We start from the raw sequence: 20,032 nt of genomic DNA on the forward strand, positions 1-20,032 counted from the left end.
TTATTTCTACCTTTGCAGACCTTTTGAAAAAGGGGATTATAAAAACAAATAATTTAGTGTAAAAGAAATTATGCCAACAATTTCACAATTAGTACGAAAAGGAAGAGCCACAATTACCAAGAAGAGTAAATCGGCTGCTTTGGATTCGTGCCCTCAAAGACGGGGAGTTTGTACTCGTGTTTACACCACTACACCTAAGAAACCTAACTCTGCAATGCGTAAAGTTGCAAGGGTAAGGTTAACTAATGGTAAAGAGGTGAACGCGTACATTCCCGGTGAAGGTCACAACCTCCAGGAGCACTCGATAGTATTGGTTAGAGGCGGAAGAGTTAAAGATTTGCCTGGTGTTAGGTATCATATTGTTCGTGGTGCTCTGGATACTGCCGGTGTTGCAGGTAGAACACAGAGACGCTCCAAGTATGGTGCTAAAAAGCCTAAGAAATAATTTTCCACGGCAAGTAAAAATTAACTTATTACAAAGAAGAAATGAGAAAAAGACAGGCGAAAAAAAGGCCACTTTTACCAGATCCAAAGTTTAACGATCAGTTAGTAACACGTTTTGTTAACATGATGATGTGGGATGGTAAGAAATCTGTTGCCTTTAAAGTGTTCTATGATGCGATCGCTATCGTAGAAGAAAAGAAACAGGATGATGAGAAGACAGGACTGGAGCTCTGGAAGGATGCTCTGTCTAATGTTATGCCTCACGTAGAAGTGCGTAGTCGTAGGGTTGGAGGTGCTACTTTTCAAATTCCGATGCAAATTAGACCAGATCGTAAAGTTTCAACTGCTATGAAGTGGTTGATCTCTTACTCAAGAAAGCGTAATGAGAAATCTATGGCACAAAGACTTGCTGCCGAGGTTCTTGCTGCGGCTAAGGAAGAAGGTGCGGCTGTGAAGAAGAGGGTTGATACCCATAAGATGGCTGAGGCTAACAAAGCATTCTCTCACTTTAGATTCTAAAAAATGGCACAAAGAGATTTAAAATTTACAAGAAATATAGGTATTGCTGCGCACATTGATGCGGGTAAAACTACAACTACAGAACGTATTCTTTTCTATACCGGTATTAGTCACAAGATCGGTGAGGTGCATGATGGTGCAGCTACGATGGACTGGATGGAGCAGGAGCAGGAGCGAGGGATTACCATTACTTCAGCTGCTACACACTGTAAGTGGATGTACCGCGACCAGGAATACACTGTAAATATTATTGACACTCCCGGGCACGTTGACTTTACCGTTGAGGTAGAGCGTTCATTACGTGTACTTGACGGGATGGTTGCTCTTTTCAGTGCGGTTGATGGTGTTGAGCCTCAATCTGAAACTGTTTGGAGACAAGCCGATAAATATCGTGTACCGAGACTTGGATTCGTAAATAAGATGGACCGTCAGGGTGCAGACTTTTTTAATGTGATCAAGCAGGTAAGAGAAATGTTGGGTGGGAATCCTGTTCCGCTTCAAATTCCTATTGGGGATGAAATTGACTTCAAAGGTGTGGTTGATCTTATTTCCAAAAAGGCTGTTGTGTGGAATGAGGAAGATTTCGGAATGACCTACGAAACTATTGATATTCCTGCTGAGCTTGAAGAAGATGTAAATAAATACAGAGCTGAACTTGTAGAAGCGGTTGCTGAATACGACGAAGCTTTAATGGAGAAGTTCTTTGAGGATGAAAACTCTATTACTGAAGACGAGATTATTGCTGCTTTAAGAGCTGCAACAATTGATATGTCTATCATCCCAATGATGTGTGGATCTGCCTTTAAGAATAAAGGAGTTCAGGCTATGCTTGATGCGGTAATGCGTTACCTTCCTTCTCCTGTAGATGTTGAAGCCATTGTTGGTGTTAACCCTGATACAGAAAAAGAAGAAAGTCGTAAGCCGCATGTTGATTCTCCTTTTTCAGCTTTAGCTTTTAAAATTGCTACCGATCCTTTCGTTGGACGTTTAGCTTTCTTTAGAGTTTATTCCGGAGCTCTTGATGCAGGTTCTTATGTTCAGAACAATCGTTCCGGAAAGAAAGAACGTATTTCACGTATCTATCAGATGCATGCGAACAAACAACAGCCAATCGACAGAATTGAAGCTGGAGATATTGGTGCGGCTGTTGGATTTAAAGATATTAAAACAGGAGATACCTTAACAGACGAGAAACACCCTATCGTACTTGAATCGATGTCTTTCCCTGATCCGGTAATTGGTATTTCTGTTGAGCCTAAAACTAAGGCAGATGTTGATAAGATGGGTATGGCTTTGGCTAAATTAGCTGAAGAGGATCCAACTTTCCAGGTAAAGACTGATGAAGTTTCCGGCCAAACTATTATTTCAGGAATGGGTGAACTTCACCTTGAGATCCTTGTTGATCGTTTGAAAAGAGAATTTAAGGTTGAAGTAAATGAAGGTCAACCTCGTGTTGAGTACAAGGAAACTGTTACTAAAGCTGCAGATCACAGAGAGGTTTATAAGAAGCAGTCTGGTGGTCGTGGTAAATTTGGTGATATTGTATTTACATTAGGACCCGTAGATGAAGACTTTAAAGGGCCAGGACTACAATTCGTTGATGAGATAAAAGGTGGTCGTATTCCTAAAGAATTTATTCCTTCAGTGGAAAAAGGATTTAGAGAGGCAATGAAAACCGGACCTCTTGCAGGATTCACTATGGATACTTTAAAAGTAGTTCTTAAGGATGGATCTTTCCACCCTGTGGATTCCGATCAGCTTTCGTTTGAATTGGCTGCAAAAATGGGATATAAGGTTGCTGCTAAGAAAGCAGGTGCTGTGATCCTTGAGCCAATCATGAAAGTTGAAGTGGTTACCCCAGAAGAGAACATGGGTGATATAGTAGGAGATTTGAACAGACGTCGTGGACAGGTGAATAACATGTCTGACAGATCTGGTGCGAAAGTAATTAAAGCTGAAGTGCCATTATCTGAGATGTTTGGATATGTTACTACATTGCGTACCCTATCTTCGGGACGTGCAACCTCTACTATGGAATTCTCTCACTATGCTGAAACTCCTTCTAATATTTCAGAAGCAATTATGAAGGCAGAAAAGGGAACCGCTAACGAATAATTATCAGGAAAATGAGTCAGAAAATCAGAATAAAACTAAAATCTTACGATCACAACCTGGTAGACAAATCTGCCGAGAAGATTGTAAAAACCGTAAAAAGTACGGGAGCTGTGGTAACGGGTCCAATTCCATTACCTACTCATAAAAAGATCTTTACAGTGCTTCGGTCTCCGCACGTAAACAAGAAGTCAAGAGAGCAGTTTCAATTAAGTTCTTATAAGAGATTACTGGATATTTACAGTTCTTCTTCCAAGACCATTGATGCTCTTATGAAACTTGAATTGCCAAGTGGAGTAGAGGTCGAGATAAAAGTTTGATTGTAGGAGACAAAGCATGCTTTGTCTCAACAATTTTACGCAACATGTCCCGAGCTTTAGGTGAGGGAAAAACGGTGAAAAATACATTCAGGATTGGAAGTGTTTTTCAATCCTGAATATTTTTAAATAAGTATAAATAATAACTAATAATTAATTATGTCTGGGTTAATAGGAAAAAAGATTGGCATGACCAGCATTTTTGACGAGAACGGGAAGAACATTCCTTGTACCGTTATTCAGGCCGGGCCATGCGTAATTACCCAAGTCAGAACCAAAGAGGTTGACGGGTACGAAGCTCTTCAGCTTGGTTTCGATGACAAAAAGACTGCTAATAAGGCTGCCGAAGGGCACGCTAAAAAAGCCGGAGCTGCAGCAATGCGCAAAGTCGTTGAATTCAAGGGATTTGAAGGAGAGCACAAATTAGGTGATACGATCACCGTAGAGCATTTTGTTGAAGGTGAATTTATTGACGTTTCCGGTATTTCTAAAGGAAAAGGTTTTCAAGGAGTTGTTAAACGCCATGGTTTTGGTGGGGTTGGACAAGCTACTCACGGTCAGCATAACAGATTAAGAGCTCCTGGTTCTATTGGTGCTGCATCTTATCCTGCGAGAGTTTTCAAAGGAATGAGAATGGCCGGAAGAATGGGTGGCGAAAAAGTAAAAGTAGAAAACCTGAGAGTTTTAAAAGTGATAGCCGATAAGAATTTACTTGTAGTGAGTGGAGCTGTACCGGGACACAAGAACTCTTACGTAATCATTCAGAAGTAATGGAAGTAGCAGTTTTAGATATAAAAGGAAAAGAAACAGGGAGAAAGGCAAACCTTTCTGATGCTGTTTTTGCAGTGGAGCCAAACAACCATGCTGTTTATCTTGATGTGAAACAATACCTGGCTAATCAGCGTCAGGGAACTCACAAAGCGAAAGAGCGTGCAGAGATTGCAGGTTCTACCCGAAAGATCAAGAAACAAAAAGGAACTGGTACTGCCCGTGCGGGAAGTATTAAGTCTCCTATTTTTAAAGGTGGAGGAAGAGTATTTGGTCCAAGACCAAGAAACTACTCTTTCAAGTTGAATAAGGGTTTGAAGAGACTGGCAAGAAAATCTGCCTTGTCTATGAAAGCAAATGACAACTCCATAATAGTAGTGGAAGATTTTTCATTTGATACTCCAAAGACTAAAAATTTCATTGAAGTTTTGCAGGCTTTAGGACTGGAAGGTAAAAAATCTTTGATAGTGTTGGGTGACTCGAATAAAAATGTATATTTGTCGTCACGCAATTTGAAGGCCTCCGAGGTTGTAAGTGCTTCAGAACTAAGTACTTACAAAATTTTAAACGCTAATAATTTAGTGTTTTTAGAGGGGTCTCTGGAAGGAATTGAGTCGAATTTAAGTAAATAAACATTATGAGTATCTTAATAAAACCTATTATTACAGAGAAAGCTACAGCAGATAGCGAACTTAACAATAAGTACGCTTTTGTAGTTGATAATAAGGCGAATAAGATTGAAATTAAAGACGCAGTTGAGTCTGCTTATGGTGTTTCAGTTACTAAAGTTCGTACAATTAACGTTCGCCCGGACAGAAAAACCCGTTATACAAAAACAGGAGTTGTCACTGGTAAAACCAGTGCTTATAAAAAAGCACTAGTACAGGTGGCGGAAGGTGAAACTATTGATTTATATAGTAATCTCTAAGATTAAAAAATGTCAGTTAGAAAATTAAAACCAATTACCCCTGGTCAGCGATTTAGAGTAGTGAACGGATTTGACGCGATCACTACTGATAAGCCGGAGAAAAGTTTATTAGCTCCGAATAAAAGATCTGGTGGTAGAAACAGTCAAGGAAAAATGACCATGCGCTACGTAGGTGGTGGTCATAAAAAGCGTTACAGGATCGTTGATTTTAAAAGAGACAAGCAGGGTATTCCTGCAACAGTCGCTTCTATAGAATACGATCCAAACAGAACAGCTTTTATCGCCCTATTGAATTATCAGGATGGTGAAAAACGATATATTATTGCTCAAAATGGACTTCAGGTTGGGCAGAATATAGTATCTGGAATGGAAGATGTAGCTCCAAATATTGGAAATGCTATGCCTTTATCAAACATTCCATTGGGTACTATTATCTCTTGTATTGAGCTTAGACCGGGACAAGGGGCTGTAATGGCTCGTAGTGCAGGTGCTTTCGCTCAGTTAATGGCAAGAGAGGGAAAATACGCAACCATTAAATTGCCTTCAGGAGAGATCCGAAGAATATTGGCTAGCTGTGTTGCAACTATTGGAGCTGTTTCAAACAGTGATCACCAGTTGCTTGTATCAGGTAAAGCGGGTAGAAGCAGATGGTTGGGTAGAAGACCAAGAACAAGACCGGTTGTTATGAACCCTGTTGATCACCCAATGGGTGGTGGGGAAGGCCGTGCTTCGGGAGGTCACCCACGTTCTAGAAAGGGTATCCCTGCAAAAGGATTCAGAACCCGTTCTAAGACCAAATCGAGTAATAAATATATTGTAGAACGTAGAAAGAAATAATAAGATATGGCACGTTCATTAAAAAAAGGACCTTACGTTCACTATAAACTGGAGCAGAAAGTTGCTCAAAATACGGAATCTGGAAAAAAAGCGGTTATAAAGACCTGGTCAAGGGCTTCTATGATCACTCCTGATTTCGTTGGGCAAACAATTGCTGTTCATAATGGACGCCAGTTTGTACCGGTTTATATTACCGAGAACATGGTAGGTCACAAATTAGGTGAATTTTCACCAACAAGATCTTTTAGAGGTCATGCTGGTGCTAAAAATAAAGGTAAAAAATAATTGAAGCTATGGGAGTTCGTAAAAGAGAAAGAGCAGAGCAAACGAAAGAAGCTAAGAAGCAGATAGCTTTTGCTAAACTAAATAACTGCCCTACTTCGCCAAGAAAAATGCGTCTGGTAGCAGATCTTGTTCGTGGTGAAAAAGTAGAAAGAGCGCTTCATATATTGAAATTCAATTCTAAGGATGCATCCAAGAGTATTGAGAAGCTGTTATTGTCGGCAATTGCTAACTGGCAGTCTAAGAATGAAGATGCAAGCATAGAAGATGCAGAGTTGTTTGTAAAAGAGATTCGTGTAGATGGTGGAAGTATGTTGAAGAGACTACGTCCTGCACCACAGGGTCGCGCACATAGAATTAGAAAACGTTCCAATCACGTAACCTTGGTGCTTGGAGCAAACAATAATACACAAAGCTAGTTAAGAGTATGGGACAGAAAACAAATCCAATCGGGAATCGTCTTGGTATCATTAGAGGATGGGAATCCAACTGGTACGGAGGAAATGACTACGGCGATAAATTAGCCGAAGACGACAAGATTAGAAAATACATCCATGCTCGTCTTTCTAAAGCGAGTGTATCCAGAGTAATTATTGAGCGTACGCTTAAACTTGTAACCGTTACTATCACCACAGCCCGTCCTGGTATCATTATTGGTAAAGGCGGACAGGAGGTAGACAAGTTGAAAGAAGAGCTTAAGAAAATTACCGACAAGGAAGTTCAAATTAACATCTTTGAAATTAAAAGGCCAGAACTTGACGCGCATTTAGTTGCTTCAAGTGTTGCAAGGCAAATCGAGAATCGTATCTCTTACCGTCGTGCAATTAAAATGGCTATTGCGGCTGCAATGAGAATGAACGCTGAAGGAATTAAAATCCAGATTTCAGGTCGTTTAAACGGCGCTGAGATGGCACGTTCTGAAGGTTATAAAGATGGACGAATTCCTTTGTCAACATTTAGAGCCGATATTGACTATGCTTTAGTAGAAGCTCATACTACCTATGGTAGACTGGGTATTAAAGTGTGGATCATGAAAGGTGAGGTATACGGTAAAAGAGAACTTTCTCCACTTGTTGGCATGGCCAAAAAACAAGGAGGAAAAACCGGAACCGGACGAAGTGGTGCACCAAAACCACGTCGTAGAAAGTAATTTTTTAAAGTAAAGAAAAATGTTACAGCCTAAAAGAACAAAATATCGCAAAATGCAAAAGGGCCGTATGAAAGGTGTTTCTCAAAGAGGACACAGGCTTTCAAACGGGACTTTTGGGATCAAGTCTTTAGACTCAAATTTTGTGACTGCAAGACAGATTGAAGCCGCACGTATTGCTGCAACTCGTTATATGAAGAGAGAAGGTTCTCTTTGGATTAAAATATTTCCAGATAAGCCTATCACCAAAAAACCTCTTGAAGTACGTATGGGTAAAGGTAAAGGTGCCGTGGAATATTGGGCAGCAGTTGTAAAGCCGGGAAGAATACTTTTTGAAATAGGAGGTGTGCCTTTTGATGTTGCAAAAGAGGCTTTACGCCTGGCAGCTCAAAAACTTCCTGTTAAAACTAAGTTCATTGTAGCTAGAGATTATCAAGCTTAATAAGACACGTTATGAAACAATCAGAAGTTAGAGAATTCTCCGTAGCAGAATTACAGGAAGAACTTGGTAAGTCAAGAAAAGCATATTCCGATCTAAAAATGGCTCACGCAGTATCGCCATTAGAGAACCCAATACAGTTAAGAACTGTAAGAAGATCTATAGCGCGTATTGCTACAGAGTTAACTAAAAGAGAACAACAATAAGTGTTATTCTGCTGAAAATGGAAAAAAGAAACTTAAGAAAAGAACGTATAGGTGTTGTTACCAGTAATAAAATGGTCAAATCCATTGTGGTTTCAGAAACTAAGAAGGTAAAGCACCCCATGTATGGAAAGTTCGTTTTGAAAACGAAGAAATATGTGGCACACGACGAAACAAACGACTGCAACATTGGAGATACTGTAAGGATCATGGAAACACGTCCTATGAGTAAATCTAAGTGCTGGAGATTAGTAGAAATAATTGAAAGAGCGAAGTAATTATGGTACAACAAGAGTCTAGATTAAGAGTTGCAGACAATACCGGAGCTAAAGAAGTTTTAGTAATTCGTGTATTGGGCGGTACAAATAGAAGATACGCTTCTGTTGGAGACAAGATAGTTGTCAGCGTAAAAGAAGCTACACCTAACGGAAACGTGAAAAAAGGTGCAGTTTCAACAGCAGTTGTTGTTCGTACCAAAAAAGAAGTGCGTAGGCCAGATGGATCTTACATAAGATTTGATGACAATGCATGTGTTCTTCTAAACCCTGCAGGGGAAATGAGAGGAACCCGTGTTTTTGGTCCTGTAGCACGTGAACTTCGTGATAAGCAATTCATGAAGATTGTATCATTAGCGCCAGAAGTGCTTTAATACAGAAATAAGATGAAAAAGCTTAAAATAAAAACCGGAGATACTGTTCGTGTTACTGCCGGAGACCATAAAGGTCAGGAAGGTAAAGTACAACAGGTATTTTTGGACAAGAATAAAGCCATCGTCGAAGGTGTGAACATGGTCTCAAAACATGAGAAACCAAGTGCATCAAATCCCCAGGGTGGAATTAAGAAGAAGGAAGCACCTATTCATATTTCCAATCTTTCTTTGATCGACAAAAATGGTGATGCTACCAGGGTTGGTTACAGAACAGAGAATGATAAGAAAGTAAGGTTTTCCAAAAAATCCAATGAAGTTATATAGTTATGGCGTACGTACCAAGACTTAAACAAGAGTATAAGGAGAGAGTGATCTCTGCTCTTACAGAAGAATTCAGCTACTCCAATGTAATGGAGGTTCCAAAACTACAGAAGATAGTTGTGAGCCGCGGAGTTGGAGCTGCTGTTGCAGATAAGAAACTTATTGACCATGCGGTAGATGAATTGACAGCTATCACAGGTCAAAAAGCCGTCGCGACCATTTCTAAAAAGGATGTTGCTTCTTTCAAACTGCGTAAAGGAATGCCGATTGGGGCAAAAGTTACCTTACGCGGAGAGAGAATGTACGAATTCCTTGATCGTTTGATCACATCGGCACTTCCACGTGTTCGTGATTTTAACGGAATTAACGCTACCGGTTTTGACGGAAGAGGAAACTATAACCTTGGGGTGACCGAGCAGATTATTTTTCCTGAGATCGATATCGACAAGGTGAACAGGATCAATGGTATGGATATTACCTTTGTAACCAGCGCCGCTACAGATAAAGAAGCGAAATCATTGTTAAGCGAACTAGGATTACCTTTTAAAAAGAATTAATTATGGCTAAAGAATCAATGAAAGCCCGTGAGGTGAAGAGACAAAAAATGGTGGAGAAGTATGCAGAGAAGCGCAAGGCTCTAAAAGAAGCCGGTGACTACGACGCACTACAGAAATTGCCAAAAAATGCCTCTCCAGTTCGTTTGCACAATCGCTGTAAACTTACCGGTAGACCAAGAGGGTATATGAGACAATTCGGAATTTCCCGTGTTACGTTCAGAGAAATGGCTAACAACGGTTTGATCCCGGGAGTTAGAAAGGCTAGTTGGTAGAAATATAAATTGGATGAAGGTTCCCCGGCAGTTGTCTGGAGAAAACCACTTCCGCAAATTGAAATAGATGAATACAGATCCTATTGCAGATTATTTGACGAGAATTAGAAATGCTGTTGCTGCCAATCACAGAGTGGTTGAGATTCCGGCTTCTAATCTTAAAAAGGAAATGACCAAGATCCTTTTTGATCAGGGTTATATCCTTAGTTACAAATTTGATGATTCTACCGCTCAGGGGAGCATCAAAATTGCACTAAAATATGATAAGGTAACCAAAGAGCCGGTTATCAAAAAAATTCAGCGCATAAGTAAACCCGGTTTACGTAAATATGCCGGTGCCAATGAACTTCCTCGTATCCTTAACGGCCTTGGAATTGCTATTGTTTCTACTTCTCATGGTGTAATGACCGGAAAGCAGGCGCAACAGGAAAAAGTTGGTGGTGAGGTATTGTGCTACGTTTACTAATATTTAAAGACGAAAAGAAATGTCAAGAATAGGTAAAAGTCCAATCACAATTCCACAAGGTGTTACAGTAGACATTAAAGACGGAGTTGTTACGGCAAAAGGAAAATTAGGTGAGCTTACTCAGGAATATTCTGATATCGATATTAAGATCGAAGACGGAGTAATTACTTTGGAGCGTCCTTCAGATAAGAAAGAACATAAAGCTAAACACGGTCTTTATCGTGCTTTGATCAGTAACATGATCGAAGGTGTGTCTAATGGATTTACACATGAGCTTGAATTGGTAGGTGTGGGATACAGAGCAACAAACCAGGGACAAAAATTGGATCTGGCTGTTGGGTACTCTCATAACATTGTCTTAGATTTGGCCCCCGAAGTTAAGGTGGAAACAATTTCAGACAAAGGTAAGAACCCTATAGTGAAATTGACCTCACATGACAAGCAACTGGTAGGGCAGGTAGCTGCAAAGATTCGTTCTTTCCGTGCGCCAGAACCTTATAAAGGTAAAGGTATTAAGTTCAAAGGAGAGCAATTAAGAAGAAAAGCAGGTAAATCAGCTTAATAAGTAAGATTATGGCAGTGTCAAAACAAGATAGAAGAACAAAGATCAAGAAAAGGATCAGAAGAGATATTAGCGGTACACAAGGCCGTCCAAGACTTTCAGTTTTTAGAAGTAACAAAGAGATCTATGCTCAAATTGTTAATGATGTAGACGGAAAGACTTTGGTATCCGCTTCTTCCAGAGATAAAGAAGTTGCATCTGCGACTGTGGAAAATAAAGTAGAGCAGGCAGCCTTAGTTGGAAAAGCTATTGCTGAAAGAGCTTTAAAAGCCGGGATAGAAACCATTTCCTTTGACAGAGGAGGTTACCTGTACCACGGAAGAGTTAAATCATTAGCAGAAGGTGCTCGCGAGGGAGGACTAAAATTCTAAAAAGATATGTATCAGGATTATAAAAACGTAGAACTTGTAAAGCCGGGCGGACTTGAATTAAAGGATCGTTTGGTTGGTGTGCAACGTGTTACTAAAGTTACAAAAGGTGGTAGAGCTTTCGGTTTTTCTGCTATTGTAGTTGTAGGTGACGAAAATGGTGTTGTTGGCCACGGGTTAGGAAAATCAAAAGAAGTAGCCGATGCTATTTCTAAAGCAGTAGAAGACGCAAAGAAGAACCTGGTGCGTATCCCTCTTAACAAGGGTACTCTGCCTCATGAGCAAAAAGGTAAATACGGTGGTGCGAGAGTTATGTTACTCCCTGCAGCTCCCGGTACGGGAGTAATTGCCGGTGGTGCTATTCGTGCGGTACTTGAATCTGTTGGAGTGCATGATGTACTTTCAAAGAATCAGGGATCTTCAAACCCTCATAACGTGGTAAAAGCTACTTTTGATGCTTTACTTCAATTGAGGAGTGCAGAGACTGTGGCAAAGCAACGCGGTATTTCTCTTGAAAAAGTGTTTAAAGGTTAATAACAAGGAATAATGGGAAAAATAAAAGTTACACAGGTAAAAAGTGCAATTAAGCGCACTCAAAACCAGAAACGTACTTTGGAAGCACTTGGACTAAGAAAACTTGGTCAGGTTGTGGAGCATGAGAATACGCCAAACATCCTTGGTATGGTAAATAAAGTAAATCACCTGGTTTCCGTTGAGGAAACAAAATAAGAAATTCACATGGATTTAAGTAACTTAAAACCTGCAAAAGGTTCGGTTCAAAGTAACAGTAAGCGTGTTGGACGCGGTGAAGGATCAGGGAAAGGCGGTACTGCTACCCGTGGTCATAAAGGTGCCAAATCACGTTCAGGTTACTCCAGAAAAATAGGTTTTGAAGGTGGGCAAATGCCTCTTCAAAGACGTGTTCCTAAATTCGGATTCACTAACATCAACCGTAAAGAATACCAGGGGATCAACCTTGATACGCTGCAATCTCTTGTTGATGAAGGAAGAATAACCGATACTGTGGACATGAATGTTCTTGTTGAGAACGGACTTGCCGGAAAAAACGAATTGGTTAAGATATTAGGTAGAGGAGAATTAAAAGCTAAGTTGAAAATATCTGTTCATAAATTTACTGCCTCAGCGAAGCAGGCTATTGAAGCTGCCGGTGGTGAAGCTGTTACTTTATAATAGATAAGCAATGAAATTCATCAATACATTAAAGAATATCTGGAAAATCGAGGAGCTAAAAAACAGAATTTTAGTGACCCTCGGTTTGTTGTTGGTGTATCGTTTTGGCGCACAGGTTGTGTTGCCGGGGATTGATGCGTCTCAATTAGCGAACTTAGCCTCTCAGACAGATGGTGGCCTTTTAGGATTGCTGAATGCTTTCACGGGAGGGGCATTTTCTAATGCTTCTGTTTTTGCTCTTGGGATCATGCCTTACATTTCTGCCTCAATCGTTGTCCAGTTGATGGGAATTGCAGTTCCTTATCTTCAAAAACTTCAGAAAGAAGGAGAAAGTGGACGTAGAAGGATCAATCAAATTACAAGGTGGTTAACGATAGCCATTACCCTGGTTCAGGGGCCTGGTTATATTTATAACCTCTTTGCCACACTGCCATCAAGCGCTTTTCTTTTAGGGAGCACTGTGACTTTTGTGGCGTCTTCTGTGATCATCCTTACTACAGGAACAATCTTTGCTATGTGGTTGGGTGAGAAGATTACTGATAAAGGTATTGGAAATGGTATATCTCTCCTTATTATGGTAGGTATCATCGCAACTTTACCTCAGGCATTCATCCAGGAATTTGCTTCCAGGGTATTCGAATCTAACGGTGGTCTAATCATGATCTTAATAGAACTTGTTATCTGGTTCGTGATCATTCTGGCCAGTGTAATGTTGGTGATGGCTGTACGACAAATCCCGGTACAATATGCAAGAAGGACTGCTACCGGTGGTTATGAAAAGAATGTTTTTGGTTCAAGACAATATATTCCATTGAAGCTTAATGCTTCGGGAGTTATGCCTATAATCTTCGCGCAGGCAATTATGTTTATTCCCGCCGCGGTTGCCGGACTTTCACAGTCTGAAACGGCACAAGGAGTGACAGCGGCCTTTAGTGATATATTCGGCTTTTGGTACAATCTGGTGTTCGCATTGTTAATCATTATATTTACGTACTTTTACACCGCGATTACAGTACCTACAAATAAAATGGCAGATGATCTTAAGAGAAGTGGTGGTTTTATTCCTGGAATTCGTCCGGGAACTGAGACAGCCGAGTTTCTTGACAGGATCATGTCACAAATCACCCTGCCCGGTTCTATTTTCCTTGCGCTAATTGCAGTGTTCCCTGCTATTATCGTTTCACTTTTAGGAGTTCAGGCTGGATGGGCATTGTTCTTTGGAGGAACATCATTGTTAATTATGGTGGGAGTTGCAATCGATACCATGCAACAGGTGAATTCATATCTGTTGAACAGGCATTATGATGGTCTGATGAAAACCGGTAAAAACAGAAAAGCAGTAGCGTAATGGCAAAACAATCGGCAATAGAACAAGACGGAACGATCATTGAAGCATTGTCAAATGCAATGTTCCGGGTGGAATTAGAGAATGGTCATGTGGTGACCGCACATATCTCGGGAAAGATGCGTATGCATTACATTAAATTGTTACCCGGGGACAAAGTGAAATTAGAAATGAGTCCTTACGATTTATCAAAGGCTCGAATAACTTACAGATACTAATAACTATGAAAGTTAGAGCATCAATTAAAAAAAGAAGTGCCGAGTGCAAGATTGTGCGAAGAAAAGGCAGACTGTACGTGATTAACAAAAAGAATCCAAAATTTAAACAAAGACAAGGGTAGTTATGGCTAGAATTGCAGGTGTTGATATACCAAAACAAAAGCGAGGCGTTATAGCATTGACCTATATCTTCGGAATTGGAAAGAGCAGAGCTCAGGATATTCTTAAAGAGGCCAACGTTGAAGAAGGAAAGAAAGTTTCAGATTGGAACGATGATGAGATCGGAAGGATCCGTGAAGCCGTTGGAGCATTTAAGATTGAAGGAGAATTACGTTCAGAAGTTCAATTGAGCATCAAACGCTTAATGGACATTGGTAGTTATAGAGGAATTCGTCACAGAGCGGGTCTTCCGTTAAGAGGACAAAGAACCAAGAATAACTCCAGAACCAGAAAAGGAAGAAGAAAAACAGTTGCCAACAAAAAGAAAGCAACTAAATAATAAGTAGGATGGCAAAAGCAAAAGCAACTCAAAAGAAGCGTAAGGTAAATGTTGAGTCTATTGGAGAAGCGCATGTTACTGCTTCTTTCAACAACATTATCATTTCGTTGACCAATAAAAAAGGTGATGTTATCTCCTGGTCTTCTGCCGGTAAAATGGGCTTTAGAGGATCAAAGAAAAACACTCCTTATGCAGCACAGCTAGCTGCGGAAGACGCATCAAAAGTGGCTCATGAAGCCGGTTTGCGTAAAGTAAAAGTATATGTGAAAGGACCAGGAAACGGTAGAGAATCTGCAATTCGTTCCCTTCACAATGCAGGAATAGAAGTGACCGAGATCATCGATGTTACACCACTTCCACACAATGGATGTCGTCCTCCAAAAAGACGTAGAGTTTAATTAACAAGTATAACAAAAGTAAGCAAAGAGATCTGCGAAGGACAGTGACCTTAATTCCACGATCGCTTGCTTTATAATCAAATTTTCAATGGCAAGATATACTGGTCCAAAGACTAAAATCGCCCGTAAATTCGGGGAAGCTATTTTCGGAGATGACAAATCTTTCGAAAAAAGAAATTATCCTCCGGGACAGCACGGTAACAACCGTCGTCGTGGAAAAAAATCTGAATATGCAATCCAGTTAATGGAAAAGCAAAAAGCTAAGTATACTTATGGTATCCTCGAGCGACAATTCAGAAACATGTTTGAAAAAGCTACCCGTGCCCAGGGAATTACAGGGGAGGTACTTTTACAATTATGTGAGTCTCGTTTAGATAATGTGGTTTACAGAATGGGAATTGCTCCATCAAGACGTGCTGCAAGACAGTTTGTTTCACACAGACACATTACCGTAAATGGAGAATTAGTGAACATTCCTTCTTACCAGTTACAGGCAGGTGATGTTGTTGGGGTAAGAGAGAAATCAAAATCCTTAACTGCTATCCAGGATTCTTTGGCTAATTCAGGAAGTGTGTATGAATGGATCACATTCAACAATGAGACTAAGCAGGGTACATTCGTCTCTGTACCGGGAAGAGTACAAATTCCCGAAAATATAAATGAACAATTCATCGTCGAATTATATTCGAAGTAATAATTCACAGAAGTCGTAATATGGCAATATTAAATTTTCAGAAGCCCGATAAAGTTATAATGATTGATTCAACCGATTTCGAAGGGAAATTTGAATTTCGCCCTTTGGAACCAGGTTATGGATTGACCGTTGGTAACGCTCTACGGAGAGTACTTTTATCTTCACTTGAAGGGTTCGCTATTACTTCGGTTCGCATCGAAGGAGTAGATCACGAATTCTCAACTATCCCGGGGGTAGTAGAAGATGTAACCGAAATAATCCTGAATCTGAAACAGATCAGGTTTAAAAGGCAAATTGATGAAATAGACAATGAAGCCGTTACAATTTCTGTTTCCGGTCAGGACCAGCTTACCGCAGGACATTTCCAAAAATTCATTTCAGGTTTCCAGATCCTTAATCCCGATCTTGTGATCTGTAACATGGATAAGAAGGTAAACTTTAATATGGAGGTTACTGTAGAAAAGGGTAGAGGATATGTTCCTGCTGAAGAAAATAAGAAGGCCAATGCTCCTTTAGGTACAATCTATACAGATTCTGTTTACACTCCGGTGAAAAACGTGAAGTATAGCATTGAGAACTACAGGGTAGAGCAGAAGACCGATTATGAGAAACTCGTCTTCGAGATCTCTACAGATGGTTCAATTCACCCAAAAGAAGCCTTGACCGAAGCTGCCAAGACTTTGATCCACCACTTTATGCTGTTCTCTGATGAGCGCATCACGTTGGAGGCCGATGAGATTGCTCAAACTGAAACTTATGATGAAGAGTCTCTTCACATGCGTCAGTTACTAAAAACCAAATTGGTTGATATGGACCTTTCAGTTAGAGCATTGAACTGCCTGAAGGCTGCTGAAGTTGATACCCTTGGTGACTTAGTATCATATAACAAGAATGATCTTATGAAGTTCCGCAACTTCGGGAAGAAATCTCTTACCGAGCTTGAAGAGTTGGTGAACAACAAAGGATTGAACTTCGGAATGGATCTTTCAAAATATAAATTAGATAAAGACTAGTCGCGTAGGAATTCGCAACTGTCAATCTTTAATAAATTAACCGTCATAATTTGCTCCTCAAAATGGGTCGTAGCAAGATGATGAAACAAAAAATGTCATGAGACACGGAAAAAAGACAAACCACTTAGGTAGACAAACAGCTCATCGTAAGGCGATGCTGGCAAATATGGCTTGTTCCCTAATTGAGCATAAAAGAATCAACACTACAGTTGCAAAGGCAAAAGCCTTGAAGCAGTTTGTAGAACCTTTAGTGACAAAATCTAAAGAAGATACTACTCACAACAGAAGATTGGTTTTTAGTAAACTTCGCGACAAGGAAGCAATTTCTGAACTGTTTCGTGAAGTAGCTCCTAAGGTAGGTGATCGTCCTGGAGGATATACCCGTATTATTAAGCTTGGAAACAGGTTAGGAGATAATGCAGATATGGCACTAATAGAACTGGTTGATTACAACGAGATCTATAACGTGAATAAACCAGAGAAGAAGAAATCTACCCGTAGAGCCGGTAGAGGTAAGAAATCTGCCGATACTGCTCAGGCAAAACCTGAAGCAACTTCAGAAGATAAAAAGAACGAAGGAAACGAAGAATAAGAATGAAATTTTCTTCATCGATTTTAAAAAAGGATAAGCCATCAAGCTTATCCTTTTTTTATACCTAAACCAGAAGTGTCAAAAAAGGGAAATTTTGTATTGATTTTAATTGTCACATATTAGGTCGGATTATATCGATGGAAAGTAATAATTTTGTAATAAATAAATAAGAAGCAGGCGTTTATGAAATATCAGGCCAGAAGAAAAGCTATACTTTTATTAGAAGACGGAACCATCTTTCACGGAAAAGCAGTGGGAGGAAAAGACGGAAAGGCCTTTGGAGAGGTCTGTTTTAATACGGGAATGACCGGATATCAGGAAATATTTACAGATCCATCCTATTTTGGGCAGATCATGGTGACTACCAATGCCCATATTGGAAATTACGGTGCAAATGAAAATGAAAAAGAGGCTGAAACAGCAAAAATTTCAGGACTGGTTTGTAAGAACTTCAGTTACTTCCAATCCAGACCTGCCGCAGATGAAACCCTGCAGGAATTTTTGGATAGAAGTAACCTTTTCGCGATTTCAGATGTTGATACCCGTGCACTTGTAACATATATTCGTGAAAACGGGGCAATGAATGCGGTTATCACCACAGAAACTGAAAACATTGAGGAGCTTAAAAAAGAATTATCTGATGTGCCGGATATGAACGGCCTTGAACTGGCTTCCAAAGTGTCGACCAAAGAACCTTATTTCTTTGGAGATGAAACTGCAAGATTTAAAGTAGCTGTCCTGGACGTAGGTGTCAAAAAAAGCATTTTGAAACACCTTTCAACCAGAGATGTTTTTTGTAAAGTATTTCCTTATGATGCCTCTTATGAGCAAATGAAGGAGTGGGAACCACATGGATATTTAATTTCAAATGGCCCCGGAGATCCTCAGCCTTTAACGAAAGCCATTCAGGTAGCCAAAGATATTATTTCAGAAGACAAACCTCTATTCGGAATATGTCTCGGCCATCAGATCATAGCTTTGGCAAACGGTATCTCCACTTATAAAATGCACCATGGTCACAGGGGAATAAATCACCCTATTTTGAATCTTGAAACGGGCAAAGGAGAGATCACTTCTCAAAACCACGGATTTTCGGTAAATAAAGAAGAAACCGAAGCTAATACTGAGGTGGTTATTACTCACACTCATCTTAATGATCATACAGTGGCCGGAATAAGAATGAAGAACAAAAGTTGTTTTTCAGTCCAATATCATCCTGAAGCAAGTCCGGGCCCAAATGATGCGCATTATCTTTTTGATGAATTTATTCATAATCTAATATCGCAGGAAGTTTCTGCATAAGCTCTAAATTAGAGACAAAGAAGAATCCCATTCAAAAATGTCATTTTTGGATGGGATTCTTCTTTTTAATCTGCTGCAGTTTCAGAATCAGTAAGAATTCTGATTCCGGTAAGAAATAACAAACGAAGTTTTATTAAGTTTTCCTTCCGTAGCAATATTTCCGAGGCTATCTATATCGTTCTCGTTAATAAATTTCTCGTAAATCCTTTGAAGTAAGCGGCGTTGGTTTTACTATTCTTTTGAACAATTCGTATCTTGCAGGGACTAAAATCGATAATTAATTAAAATTTCATAATATGAGTGTTATAATAAATATACATGCCCGTCAAATCTTTGATTCCCGCGGAAATCCGACTGTAGAAGTAGATGTAGAAACAGAAAATGGAGTAGTAGGAAGAGCGGCTGTACCATCTGGTGCGTCCACCGGAGAACATGAGGCAGTTGAACTTCGTGATGGCGGAAAGGATTATATGGGAAAAGGTGTTTCCAAGGCAGTGAAGAACGTCAATGAACAGATTGCCGAAGAGCTTTTAGGATACTCTGTATTCGACCAGAACATTATTGACCAGGCCATGATAGAACTCGATGGCACTCCGAATAAATCAAAACTGGGGGCTAATGCCATTCTTGGGGTTTCGCTGGCTGTTGCAAAAGCGGCTGCAAATGAACTCAATATGCCTTTATATCGCTATGTTGGTGGTGTAAGTGCTAACACCCTTCCGGTGCCAATGATGAACATTATCAACGGAGGTTCTCACAGTGATGCTCCAATCGCTTTTCAGGAATTCATGGTAATGCCGGTTAAAGCAAAAGATTTTTCTGAAGCCCTAAAAATGGGAACTGAGATCTTTCACAATCTTAAGAAAGTGCTTCACGACCGTGGTCTTAGTACTGCCGTAGGAGATGAAGGAGGGTTTGCACCTACTTTAGATGGAACTGAAGACGCTCTGGATACGATTTTGCAGTCTATTAAAAATGCAGGTTACAAGCCCGGAGAAGAAGTAATGATCGCCCTGGACTGTGCTGCAGCCGAATTCTATGAAAACGGAAAATACGATTATACCAAGTTCGAAGGTGAGTCGGGTAAAGTGAGAAGCAGTGAAGAACAGGCAGAATACCTTGCTGAACTTGCTTCAAAATATCCAATTATCTCTATTGAAGATGGAATGGATGAAAATGACTGGGACGGCTGGAAGGCTCTGACCGAAAAGATTGGAGATAAAGTACAGTTGGTTGGAGATGACCTTTTTGTGACTAATGTTGAGCGACTTTCCAGAGGTATAGAGAATAAGATTGCAAATTCAATTCTTATTAAAGTAAACCAGATAGGAACTTTGACCGAGACTATATCAGCAGTAAACATGGCTCATAATGCCGGTTATACTTCAGTGATGTCCCACCGTTCTGGAGAAACTGAAGATAACACCATTGCCGATCTTGCTGTTGCTTTAAACACCGGACAGATAAAAACCGGTTCTGCCTCCCGTAGTGACCGAATGGCAAAATACAATCAGTTACTTCGTATAGAAGAGGAACTTGGAAGTGTAGCTTATTTTCCGCAGGAAAAAGCTTTTAAGGTTCAGAGATAA

Annotated in this window: 34 protein-coding genes; all 34 read left to right on the forward strand. The window is 40.1% G+C overall.

Features of this window, described 5'->3' with window-relative positions:
* Positions 1-70: 70 nt before the first annotated feature.
* The 34 genes from rpsL to eno all read left to right on the forward strand — a co-directional run bounded on the left by rpsL (position 71) and on the right by eno (position 20,032).
* Complete coding sequence (rpsL, locus tag G564_RS0107535; RefSeq protein WP_029037125.1) at positions 71-445, forward strand: 30S ribosomal protein S12; 375 nt, start codon at positions 71-73, stop codon at positions 443-445.
* A 41-nt stretch (positions 446-486) separates the two neighbouring features.
* Positions 487-963, forward strand: coding sequence for a 30S ribosomal protein S7 (gene rpsG / locus G564_RS0107540; RefSeq protein ID WP_029037126.1), 477 nt, complete (start codon positions 487-489; stop codon positions 961-963).
* A 3-nt stretch (positions 964-966) separates the two neighbouring features.
* Positions 967-3,078: an elongation factor G gene (gene fusA, locus G564_RS0107545; protein WP_029037127.1), complete on the forward strand. Its 2,112-nt coding sequence runs from the start codon at positions 967-969 to the stop codon at positions 3,076-3,078.
* Positions 3,079-3,089: 11 nt separating this feature from the next.
* Positions 3,090-3,395 (forward strand): 30S ribosomal protein S10, encoded by a 306-nt coding sequence (rpsJ, locus tag G564_RS0107550; protein WP_010181931.1) that lies wholly within the window; start codon positions 3,090-3,092, stop codon positions 3,393-3,395.
* A 156-nt stretch (positions 3,396-3,551) separates the two neighbouring features.
* Positions 3,552-4,163: a 50S ribosomal protein L3 gene (rplC, locus tag G564_RS0107555; RefSeq protein WP_029037128.1), complete on the forward strand. Its 612-nt coding sequence runs from the start codon at positions 3,552-3,554 to the stop codon at positions 4,161-4,163.
* On the forward strand, positions 4,163-4,792 hold the full coding sequence (rplD, locus tag G564_RS0107560) for a 50S ribosomal protein L4 (protein ID WP_029037129.1): 630 nt from the start codon (positions 4,163-4,165) through the stop codon (positions 4,790-4,792). Before rplC ends, rplD begins: the two co-directional genes overlap by 1 nt.
* Positions 4,793-4,797: 5 nt before the next feature.
* Positions 4,798-5,088 carry a 50S ribosomal protein L23 gene (gene rplW / locus G564_RS0107565; protein WP_029037130.1) on the forward strand — a complete coding sequence of 97 codons (291 nt, stop codon included), beginning with the start codon at positions 4,798-4,800 and terminating at the stop codon, positions 5,086-5,088.
* 9 nt (positions 5,089-5,097) lie between these two features.
* The gene (rplB, locus tag G564_RS0107570; RefSeq protein ID WP_029037131.1) at positions 5,098-5,925 is read left to right on the forward strand and encodes a 50S ribosomal protein L2; all 828 of its coding nucleotides are present in this window, start codon (positions 5,098-5,100) and stop codon (positions 5,923-5,925) included.
* A gap of 6 nt (positions 5,926-5,931) precedes the next feature.
* Positions 5,932-6,210, forward strand: a complete 279-nt coding sequence (gene rpsS / locus G564_RS0107575; protein ID WP_029037132.1) for a 30S ribosomal protein S19 — start codon at positions 5,932-5,934, stop codon at positions 6,208-6,210.
* Between the two features lie 8 nt (positions 6,211-6,218).
* Positions 6,219-6,626, forward strand: a complete 408-nt coding sequence (rplV, locus tag G564_RS0107580; RefSeq protein ID WP_029037133.1) for a 50S ribosomal protein L22 — start codon at positions 6,219-6,221, stop codon at positions 6,624-6,626.
* An 8-nt stretch (positions 6,627-6,634) separates the two neighbouring features.
* Entirely contained in the window at positions 6,635-7,357 is a 723-nt protein-coding gene (gene rpsC / locus G564_RS0107585) for a 30S ribosomal protein S3 (RefSeq protein WP_029037134.1), read from the forward strand.
* Positions 7,358-7,376: 19 nt separating this feature from the next.
* Positions 7,377-7,796, forward strand: a complete 420-nt coding sequence (rplP, locus tag G564_RS0107590; RefSeq protein WP_029037135.1) for a 50S ribosomal protein L16 — start codon at positions 7,377-7,379, stop codon at positions 7,794-7,796.
* Positions 7,797-7,807: 11 nt separating this feature from the next.
* Positions 7,808-7,999: a 50S ribosomal protein L29 gene (gene rpmC / locus G564_RS0107595; protein WP_029037136.1), complete on the forward strand. Its 192-nt coding sequence runs from the start codon at positions 7,808-7,810 to the stop codon at positions 7,997-7,999.
* A gap of 17 nt (positions 8,000-8,016) precedes the next feature.
* The gene (rpsQ, locus tag G564_RS0107600) at positions 8,017-8,274 is read left to right on the forward strand and encodes a 30S ribosomal protein S17 (protein ID WP_029035473.1); all 258 of its coding nucleotides are present in this window, start codon (positions 8,017-8,019) and stop codon (positions 8,272-8,274) included.
* A 2-nt stretch (positions 8,275-8,276) separates the two neighbouring features.
* On the forward strand, positions 8,277-8,645 hold the full coding sequence (gene rplN / locus G564_RS0107605) for a 50S ribosomal protein L14 (protein ID WP_029037137.1): 369 nt from the start codon (positions 8,277-8,279) through the stop codon (positions 8,643-8,645).
* Positions 8,646-8,657: 12 nt separating this feature from the next.
* Positions 8,658-8,969 (forward strand): 50S ribosomal protein L24, encoded by a 312-nt coding sequence (gene rplX, locus G564_RS0107610; protein ID WP_029037138.1) that lies wholly within the window; start codon positions 8,658-8,660, stop codon positions 8,967-8,969.
* Positions 8,970-8,971: 2 nt separating this feature from the next.
* On the forward strand, positions 8,972-9,523 hold the full coding sequence (rplE, locus tag G564_RS0107615) for a 50S ribosomal protein L5 (protein WP_029037139.1): 552 nt from the start codon (positions 8,972-8,974) through the stop codon (positions 9,521-9,523).
* 2 nt (positions 9,524-9,525) lie between these two features.
* Positions 9,526-9,795, forward strand: coding sequence for a 30S ribosomal protein S14 (rpsN, locus tag G564_RS0107620; protein WP_029037140.1), 270 nt, complete (start codon positions 9,526-9,528; stop codon positions 9,793-9,795).
* 67 nt (positions 9,796-9,862) lie between these two features.
* Entirely contained in the window at positions 9,863-10,261 is a 399-nt protein-coding gene (rpsH, locus tag G564_RS0107625; RefSeq protein WP_029037141.1) for a 30S ribosomal protein S8, read from the forward strand.
* A 19-nt stretch (positions 10,262-10,280) separates the two neighbouring features.
* On the forward strand, positions 10,281-10,823 hold the full coding sequence (rplF, locus tag G564_RS0107630; RefSeq protein ID WP_029037142.1) for a 50S ribosomal protein L6: 543 nt from the start codon (positions 10,281-10,283) through the stop codon (positions 10,821-10,823).
* 11 nt (positions 10,824-10,834) lie between these two features.
* The gene (gene rplR, locus G564_RS0107635; RefSeq protein WP_029037143.1) at positions 10,835-11,194 is read left to right on the forward strand and encodes a 50S ribosomal protein L18; all 360 of its coding nucleotides are present in this window, start codon (positions 10,835-10,837) and stop codon (positions 11,192-11,194) included.
* A gap of 6 nt (positions 11,195-11,200) precedes the next feature.
* The gene (gene rpsE / locus G564_RS0107640) at positions 11,201-11,725 is read left to right on the forward strand and encodes a 30S ribosomal protein S5 (RefSeq protein ID WP_029037144.1); all 525 of its coding nucleotides are present in this window, start codon (positions 11,201-11,203) and stop codon (positions 11,723-11,725) included.
* Positions 11,726-11,737: 12 nt separating this feature from the next.
* The gene (gene rpmD / locus G564_RS0107645; protein ID WP_029037145.1) at positions 11,738-11,920 is read left to right on the forward strand and encodes a 50S ribosomal protein L30; all 183 of its coding nucleotides are present in this window, start codon (positions 11,738-11,740) and stop codon (positions 11,918-11,920) included.
* A 9-nt stretch (positions 11,921-11,929) separates the two neighbouring features.
* The gene (gene rplO, locus G564_RS0107650; RefSeq protein WP_029037146.1) at positions 11,930-12,382 is read left to right on the forward strand and encodes a 50S ribosomal protein L15; all 453 of its coding nucleotides are present in this window, start codon (positions 11,930-11,932) and stop codon (positions 12,380-12,382) included.
* Between the two features lie 10 nt (positions 12,383-12,392).
* Positions 12,393-13,730, forward strand: a complete 1,338-nt coding sequence (gene secY / locus G564_RS0107655; protein WP_029037147.1) for a preprotein translocase subunit SecY — start codon at positions 12,393-12,395, stop codon at positions 13,728-13,730.
* Complete coding sequence (infA, locus tag G564_RS18830; protein ID WP_006988529.1) at positions 13,730-13,945, forward strand: translation initiation factor IF-1; 216 nt, start codon at positions 13,730-13,732, stop codon at positions 13,943-13,945. The genes secY and infA overlap by 1 nt, the downstream gene beginning before the upstream one ends.
* 5 nt (positions 13,946-13,950) lie before the next feature.
* The gene (gene ykgO, locus G564_RS18835) at positions 13,951-14,067 is read left to right on the forward strand and encodes a type B 50S ribosomal protein L36 (RefSeq protein WP_037325435.1); all 117 of its coding nucleotides are present in this window, start codon (positions 13,951-13,953) and stop codon (positions 14,065-14,067) included.
* A gap of 2 nt (positions 14,068-14,069) precedes the next feature.
* A complete protein-coding gene (gene rpsM, locus G564_RS0107660; protein ID WP_029037148.1) occupies positions 14,070-14,444 on the forward strand; it encodes a 30S ribosomal protein S13 in 375 nt (124 codons plus the stop codon).
* 8 nt (positions 14,445-14,452) lie between these two features.
* Positions 14,453-14,842 (forward strand): 30S ribosomal protein S11, encoded by a 390-nt coding sequence (gene rpsK / locus G564_RS0107665; RefSeq protein WP_029037149.1) that lies wholly within the window; start codon positions 14,453-14,455, stop codon positions 14,840-14,842.
* Between the two features lie 88 nt (positions 14,843-14,930).
* Positions 14,931-15,536 carry a 30S ribosomal protein S4 gene (rpsD, locus tag G564_RS0107670; RefSeq protein WP_029037150.1) on the forward strand — a complete coding sequence of 202 codons (606 nt, stop codon included), beginning with the start codon at positions 14,931-14,933 and terminating at the stop codon, positions 15,534-15,536.
* A gap of 20 nt (positions 15,537-15,556) precedes the next feature.
* Positions 15,557-16,549 carry a DNA-directed RNA polymerase subunit alpha gene (locus G564_RS0107675; RefSeq protein WP_029037151.1) on the forward strand — a complete coding sequence of 331 codons (993 nt, stop codon included), beginning with the start codon at positions 15,557-15,559 and terminating at the stop codon, positions 16,547-16,549.
* Positions 16,550-16,646: 97 nt separating this feature from the next.
* Positions 16,647-17,141 carry a 50S ribosomal protein L17 gene (rplQ, locus tag G564_RS0107680; protein WP_029037152.1) on the forward strand — a complete coding sequence of 165 codons (495 nt, stop codon included), beginning with the start codon at positions 16,647-16,649 and terminating at the stop codon, positions 17,139-17,141.
* 183 nt (positions 17,142-17,324) lie between these two features.
* Positions 17,325-18,443, forward strand: coding sequence for a glutamine-hydrolyzing carbamoyl-phosphate synthase small subunit (gene carA, locus G564_RS0107685; protein ID WP_029037153.1), 1,119 nt, complete (start codon positions 17,325-17,327; stop codon positions 18,441-18,443).
* 296 nt (positions 18,444-18,739) lie between these two features.
* On the forward strand, positions 18,740-20,032 hold the full coding sequence (eno, locus tag G564_RS0107690; RefSeq protein WP_029037154.1) for a phosphopyruvate hydratase: 1,293 nt from the start codon (positions 18,740-18,742) through the stop codon (positions 20,030-20,032).

It is taken from the genome of Salinimicrobium xinjiangense DSM 19287, from assembly GCF_000423585.1.
GTDB classification, from domain to species: Bacteria; Bacteroidota; Bacteroidia; order Flavobacteriales; family Flavobacteriaceae; genus Salinimicrobium; species Salinimicrobium xinjiangense.

Coding starts and splice junctions, on each gene's coding strand:
- rpsL (WP_029037125.1), top strand. CDS start 71: ATGCCAACAATTTCACAATTAGTACGAAAAGGAAGAGCCACAATTACC.
- rpsG (WP_029037126.1), top strand. CDS start 487: ATGAGAAAAAGACAGGCGAAAAAAAGGCCACTTTTACCAGATCCAAAG.
- fusA (WP_029037127.1), top strand. CDS start 967: ATGGCACAAAGAGATTTAAAATTTACAAGAAATATAGGTATTGCTGCG.
- rpsJ (WP_010181931.1), top strand. CDS start 3,090: ATGAGTCAGAAAATCAGAATAAAACTAAAATCTTACGATCACAACCTG.
- rplC (WP_029037128.1), top strand. CDS start 3,552: ATGTCTGGGTTAATAGGAAAAAAGATTGGCATGACCAGCATTTTTGAC.
- rplD (WP_029037129.1), top strand. CDS start 4,163: ATGGAAGTAGCAGTTTTAGATATAAAAGGAAAAGAAACAGGGAGAAAG.
- rplW (WP_029037130.1), top strand. CDS start 4,798: ATGAGTATCTTAATAAAACCTATTATTACAGAGAAAGCTACAGCAGAT.
- rplB (WP_029037131.1), top strand. CDS start 5,098: ATGTCAGTTAGAAAATTAAAACCAATTACCCCTGGTCAGCGATTTAGA.
- rpsS (WP_029037132.1), top strand. CDS start 5,932: ATGGCACGTTCATTAAAAAAAGGACCTTACGTTCACTATAAACTGGAG.
- rplV (WP_029037133.1), top strand. CDS start 6,219: ATGGGAGTTCGTAAAAGAGAAAGAGCAGAGCAAACGAAAGAAGCTAAG.
- rpsC (WP_029037134.1), top strand. CDS start 6,635: ATGGGACAGAAAACAAATCCAATCGGGAATCGTCTTGGTATCATTAGA.
- rplP (WP_029037135.1), top strand. CDS start 7,377: ATGTTACAGCCTAAAAGAACAAAATATCGCAAAATGCAAAAGGGCCGT.
- rpmC (WP_029037136.1), top strand. CDS start 7,808: ATGAAACAATCAGAAGTTAGAGAATTCTCCGTAGCAGAATTACAGGAA.
- rpsQ (WP_029035473.1), top strand. CDS start 8,017: ATGGAAAAAAGAAACTTAAGAAAAGAACGTATAGGTGTTGTTACCAGT.
- rplN (WP_029037137.1), top strand. CDS start 8,277: ATGGTACAACAAGAGTCTAGATTAAGAGTTGCAGACAATACCGGAGCT.
- rplX (WP_029037138.1), top strand. CDS start 8,658: ATGAAAAAGCTTAAAATAAAAACCGGAGATACTGTTCGTGTTACTGCC.
- rplE (WP_029037139.1), top strand. CDS start 8,972: ATGGCGTACGTACCAAGACTTAAACAAGAGTATAAGGAGAGAGTGATC.
- rpsN (WP_029037140.1), top strand. CDS start 9,526: ATGGCTAAAGAATCAATGAAAGCCCGTGAGGTGAAGAGACAAAAAATG.
- rpsH (WP_029037141.1), top strand. CDS start 9,863: ATGAATACAGATCCTATTGCAGATTATTTGACGAGAATTAGAAATGCT.
- rplF (WP_029037142.1), top strand. CDS start 10,281: ATGTCAAGAATAGGTAAAAGTCCAATCACAATTCCACAAGGTGTTACA.
- rplR (WP_029037143.1), top strand. CDS start 10,835: ATGGCAGTGTCAAAACAAGATAGAAGAACAAAGATCAAGAAAAGGATC.
- rpsE (WP_029037144.1), top strand. CDS start 11,201: ATGTATCAGGATTATAAAAACGTAGAACTTGTAAAGCCGGGCGGACTT.
- rpmD (WP_029037145.1), top strand. CDS start 11,738: ATGGGAAAAATAAAAGTTACACAGGTAAAAAGTGCAATTAAGCGCACT.
- rplO (WP_029037146.1), top strand. CDS start 11,930: ATGGATTTAAGTAACTTAAAACCTGCAAAAGGTTCGGTTCAAAGTAAC.
- secY (WP_029037147.1), top strand. CDS start 12,393: ATGAAATTCATCAATACATTAAAGAATATCTGGAAAATCGAGGAGCTA.
- infA (WP_006988529.1), top strand. CDS start 13,730: ATGGCAAAACAATCGGCAATAGAACAAGACGGAACGATCATTGAAGCA.
- ykgO (WP_037325435.1), top strand. CDS start 13,951: ATGAAAGTTAGAGCATCAATTAAAAAAAGAAGTGCCGAGTGCAAGATT.
- rpsM (WP_029037148.1), top strand. CDS start 14,070: ATGGCTAGAATTGCAGGTGTTGATATACCAAAACAAAAGCGAGGCGTT.
- rpsK (WP_029037149.1), top strand. CDS start 14,453: ATGGCAAAAGCAAAAGCAACTCAAAAGAAGCGTAAGGTAAATGTTGAG.
- rpsD (WP_029037150.1), top strand. CDS start 14,931: ATGGCAAGATATACTGGTCCAAAGACTAAAATCGCCCGTAAATTCGGG.
- G564_RS0107675 (WP_029037151.1), top strand. CDS start 15,557: ATGGCAATATTAAATTTTCAGAAGCCCGATAAAGTTATAATGATTGAT.
- rplQ (WP_029037152.1), top strand. CDS start 16,647: ATGAGACACGGAAAAAAGACAAACCACTTAGGTAGACAAACAGCTCAT.
- carA (WP_029037153.1), top strand. CDS start 17,325: ATGAAATATCAGGCCAGAAGAAAAGCTATACTTTTATTAGAAGACGGA.
- eno (WP_029037154.1), top strand. CDS start 18,740: ATGAGTGTTATAATAAATATACATGCCCGTCAAATCTTTGATTCCCGC.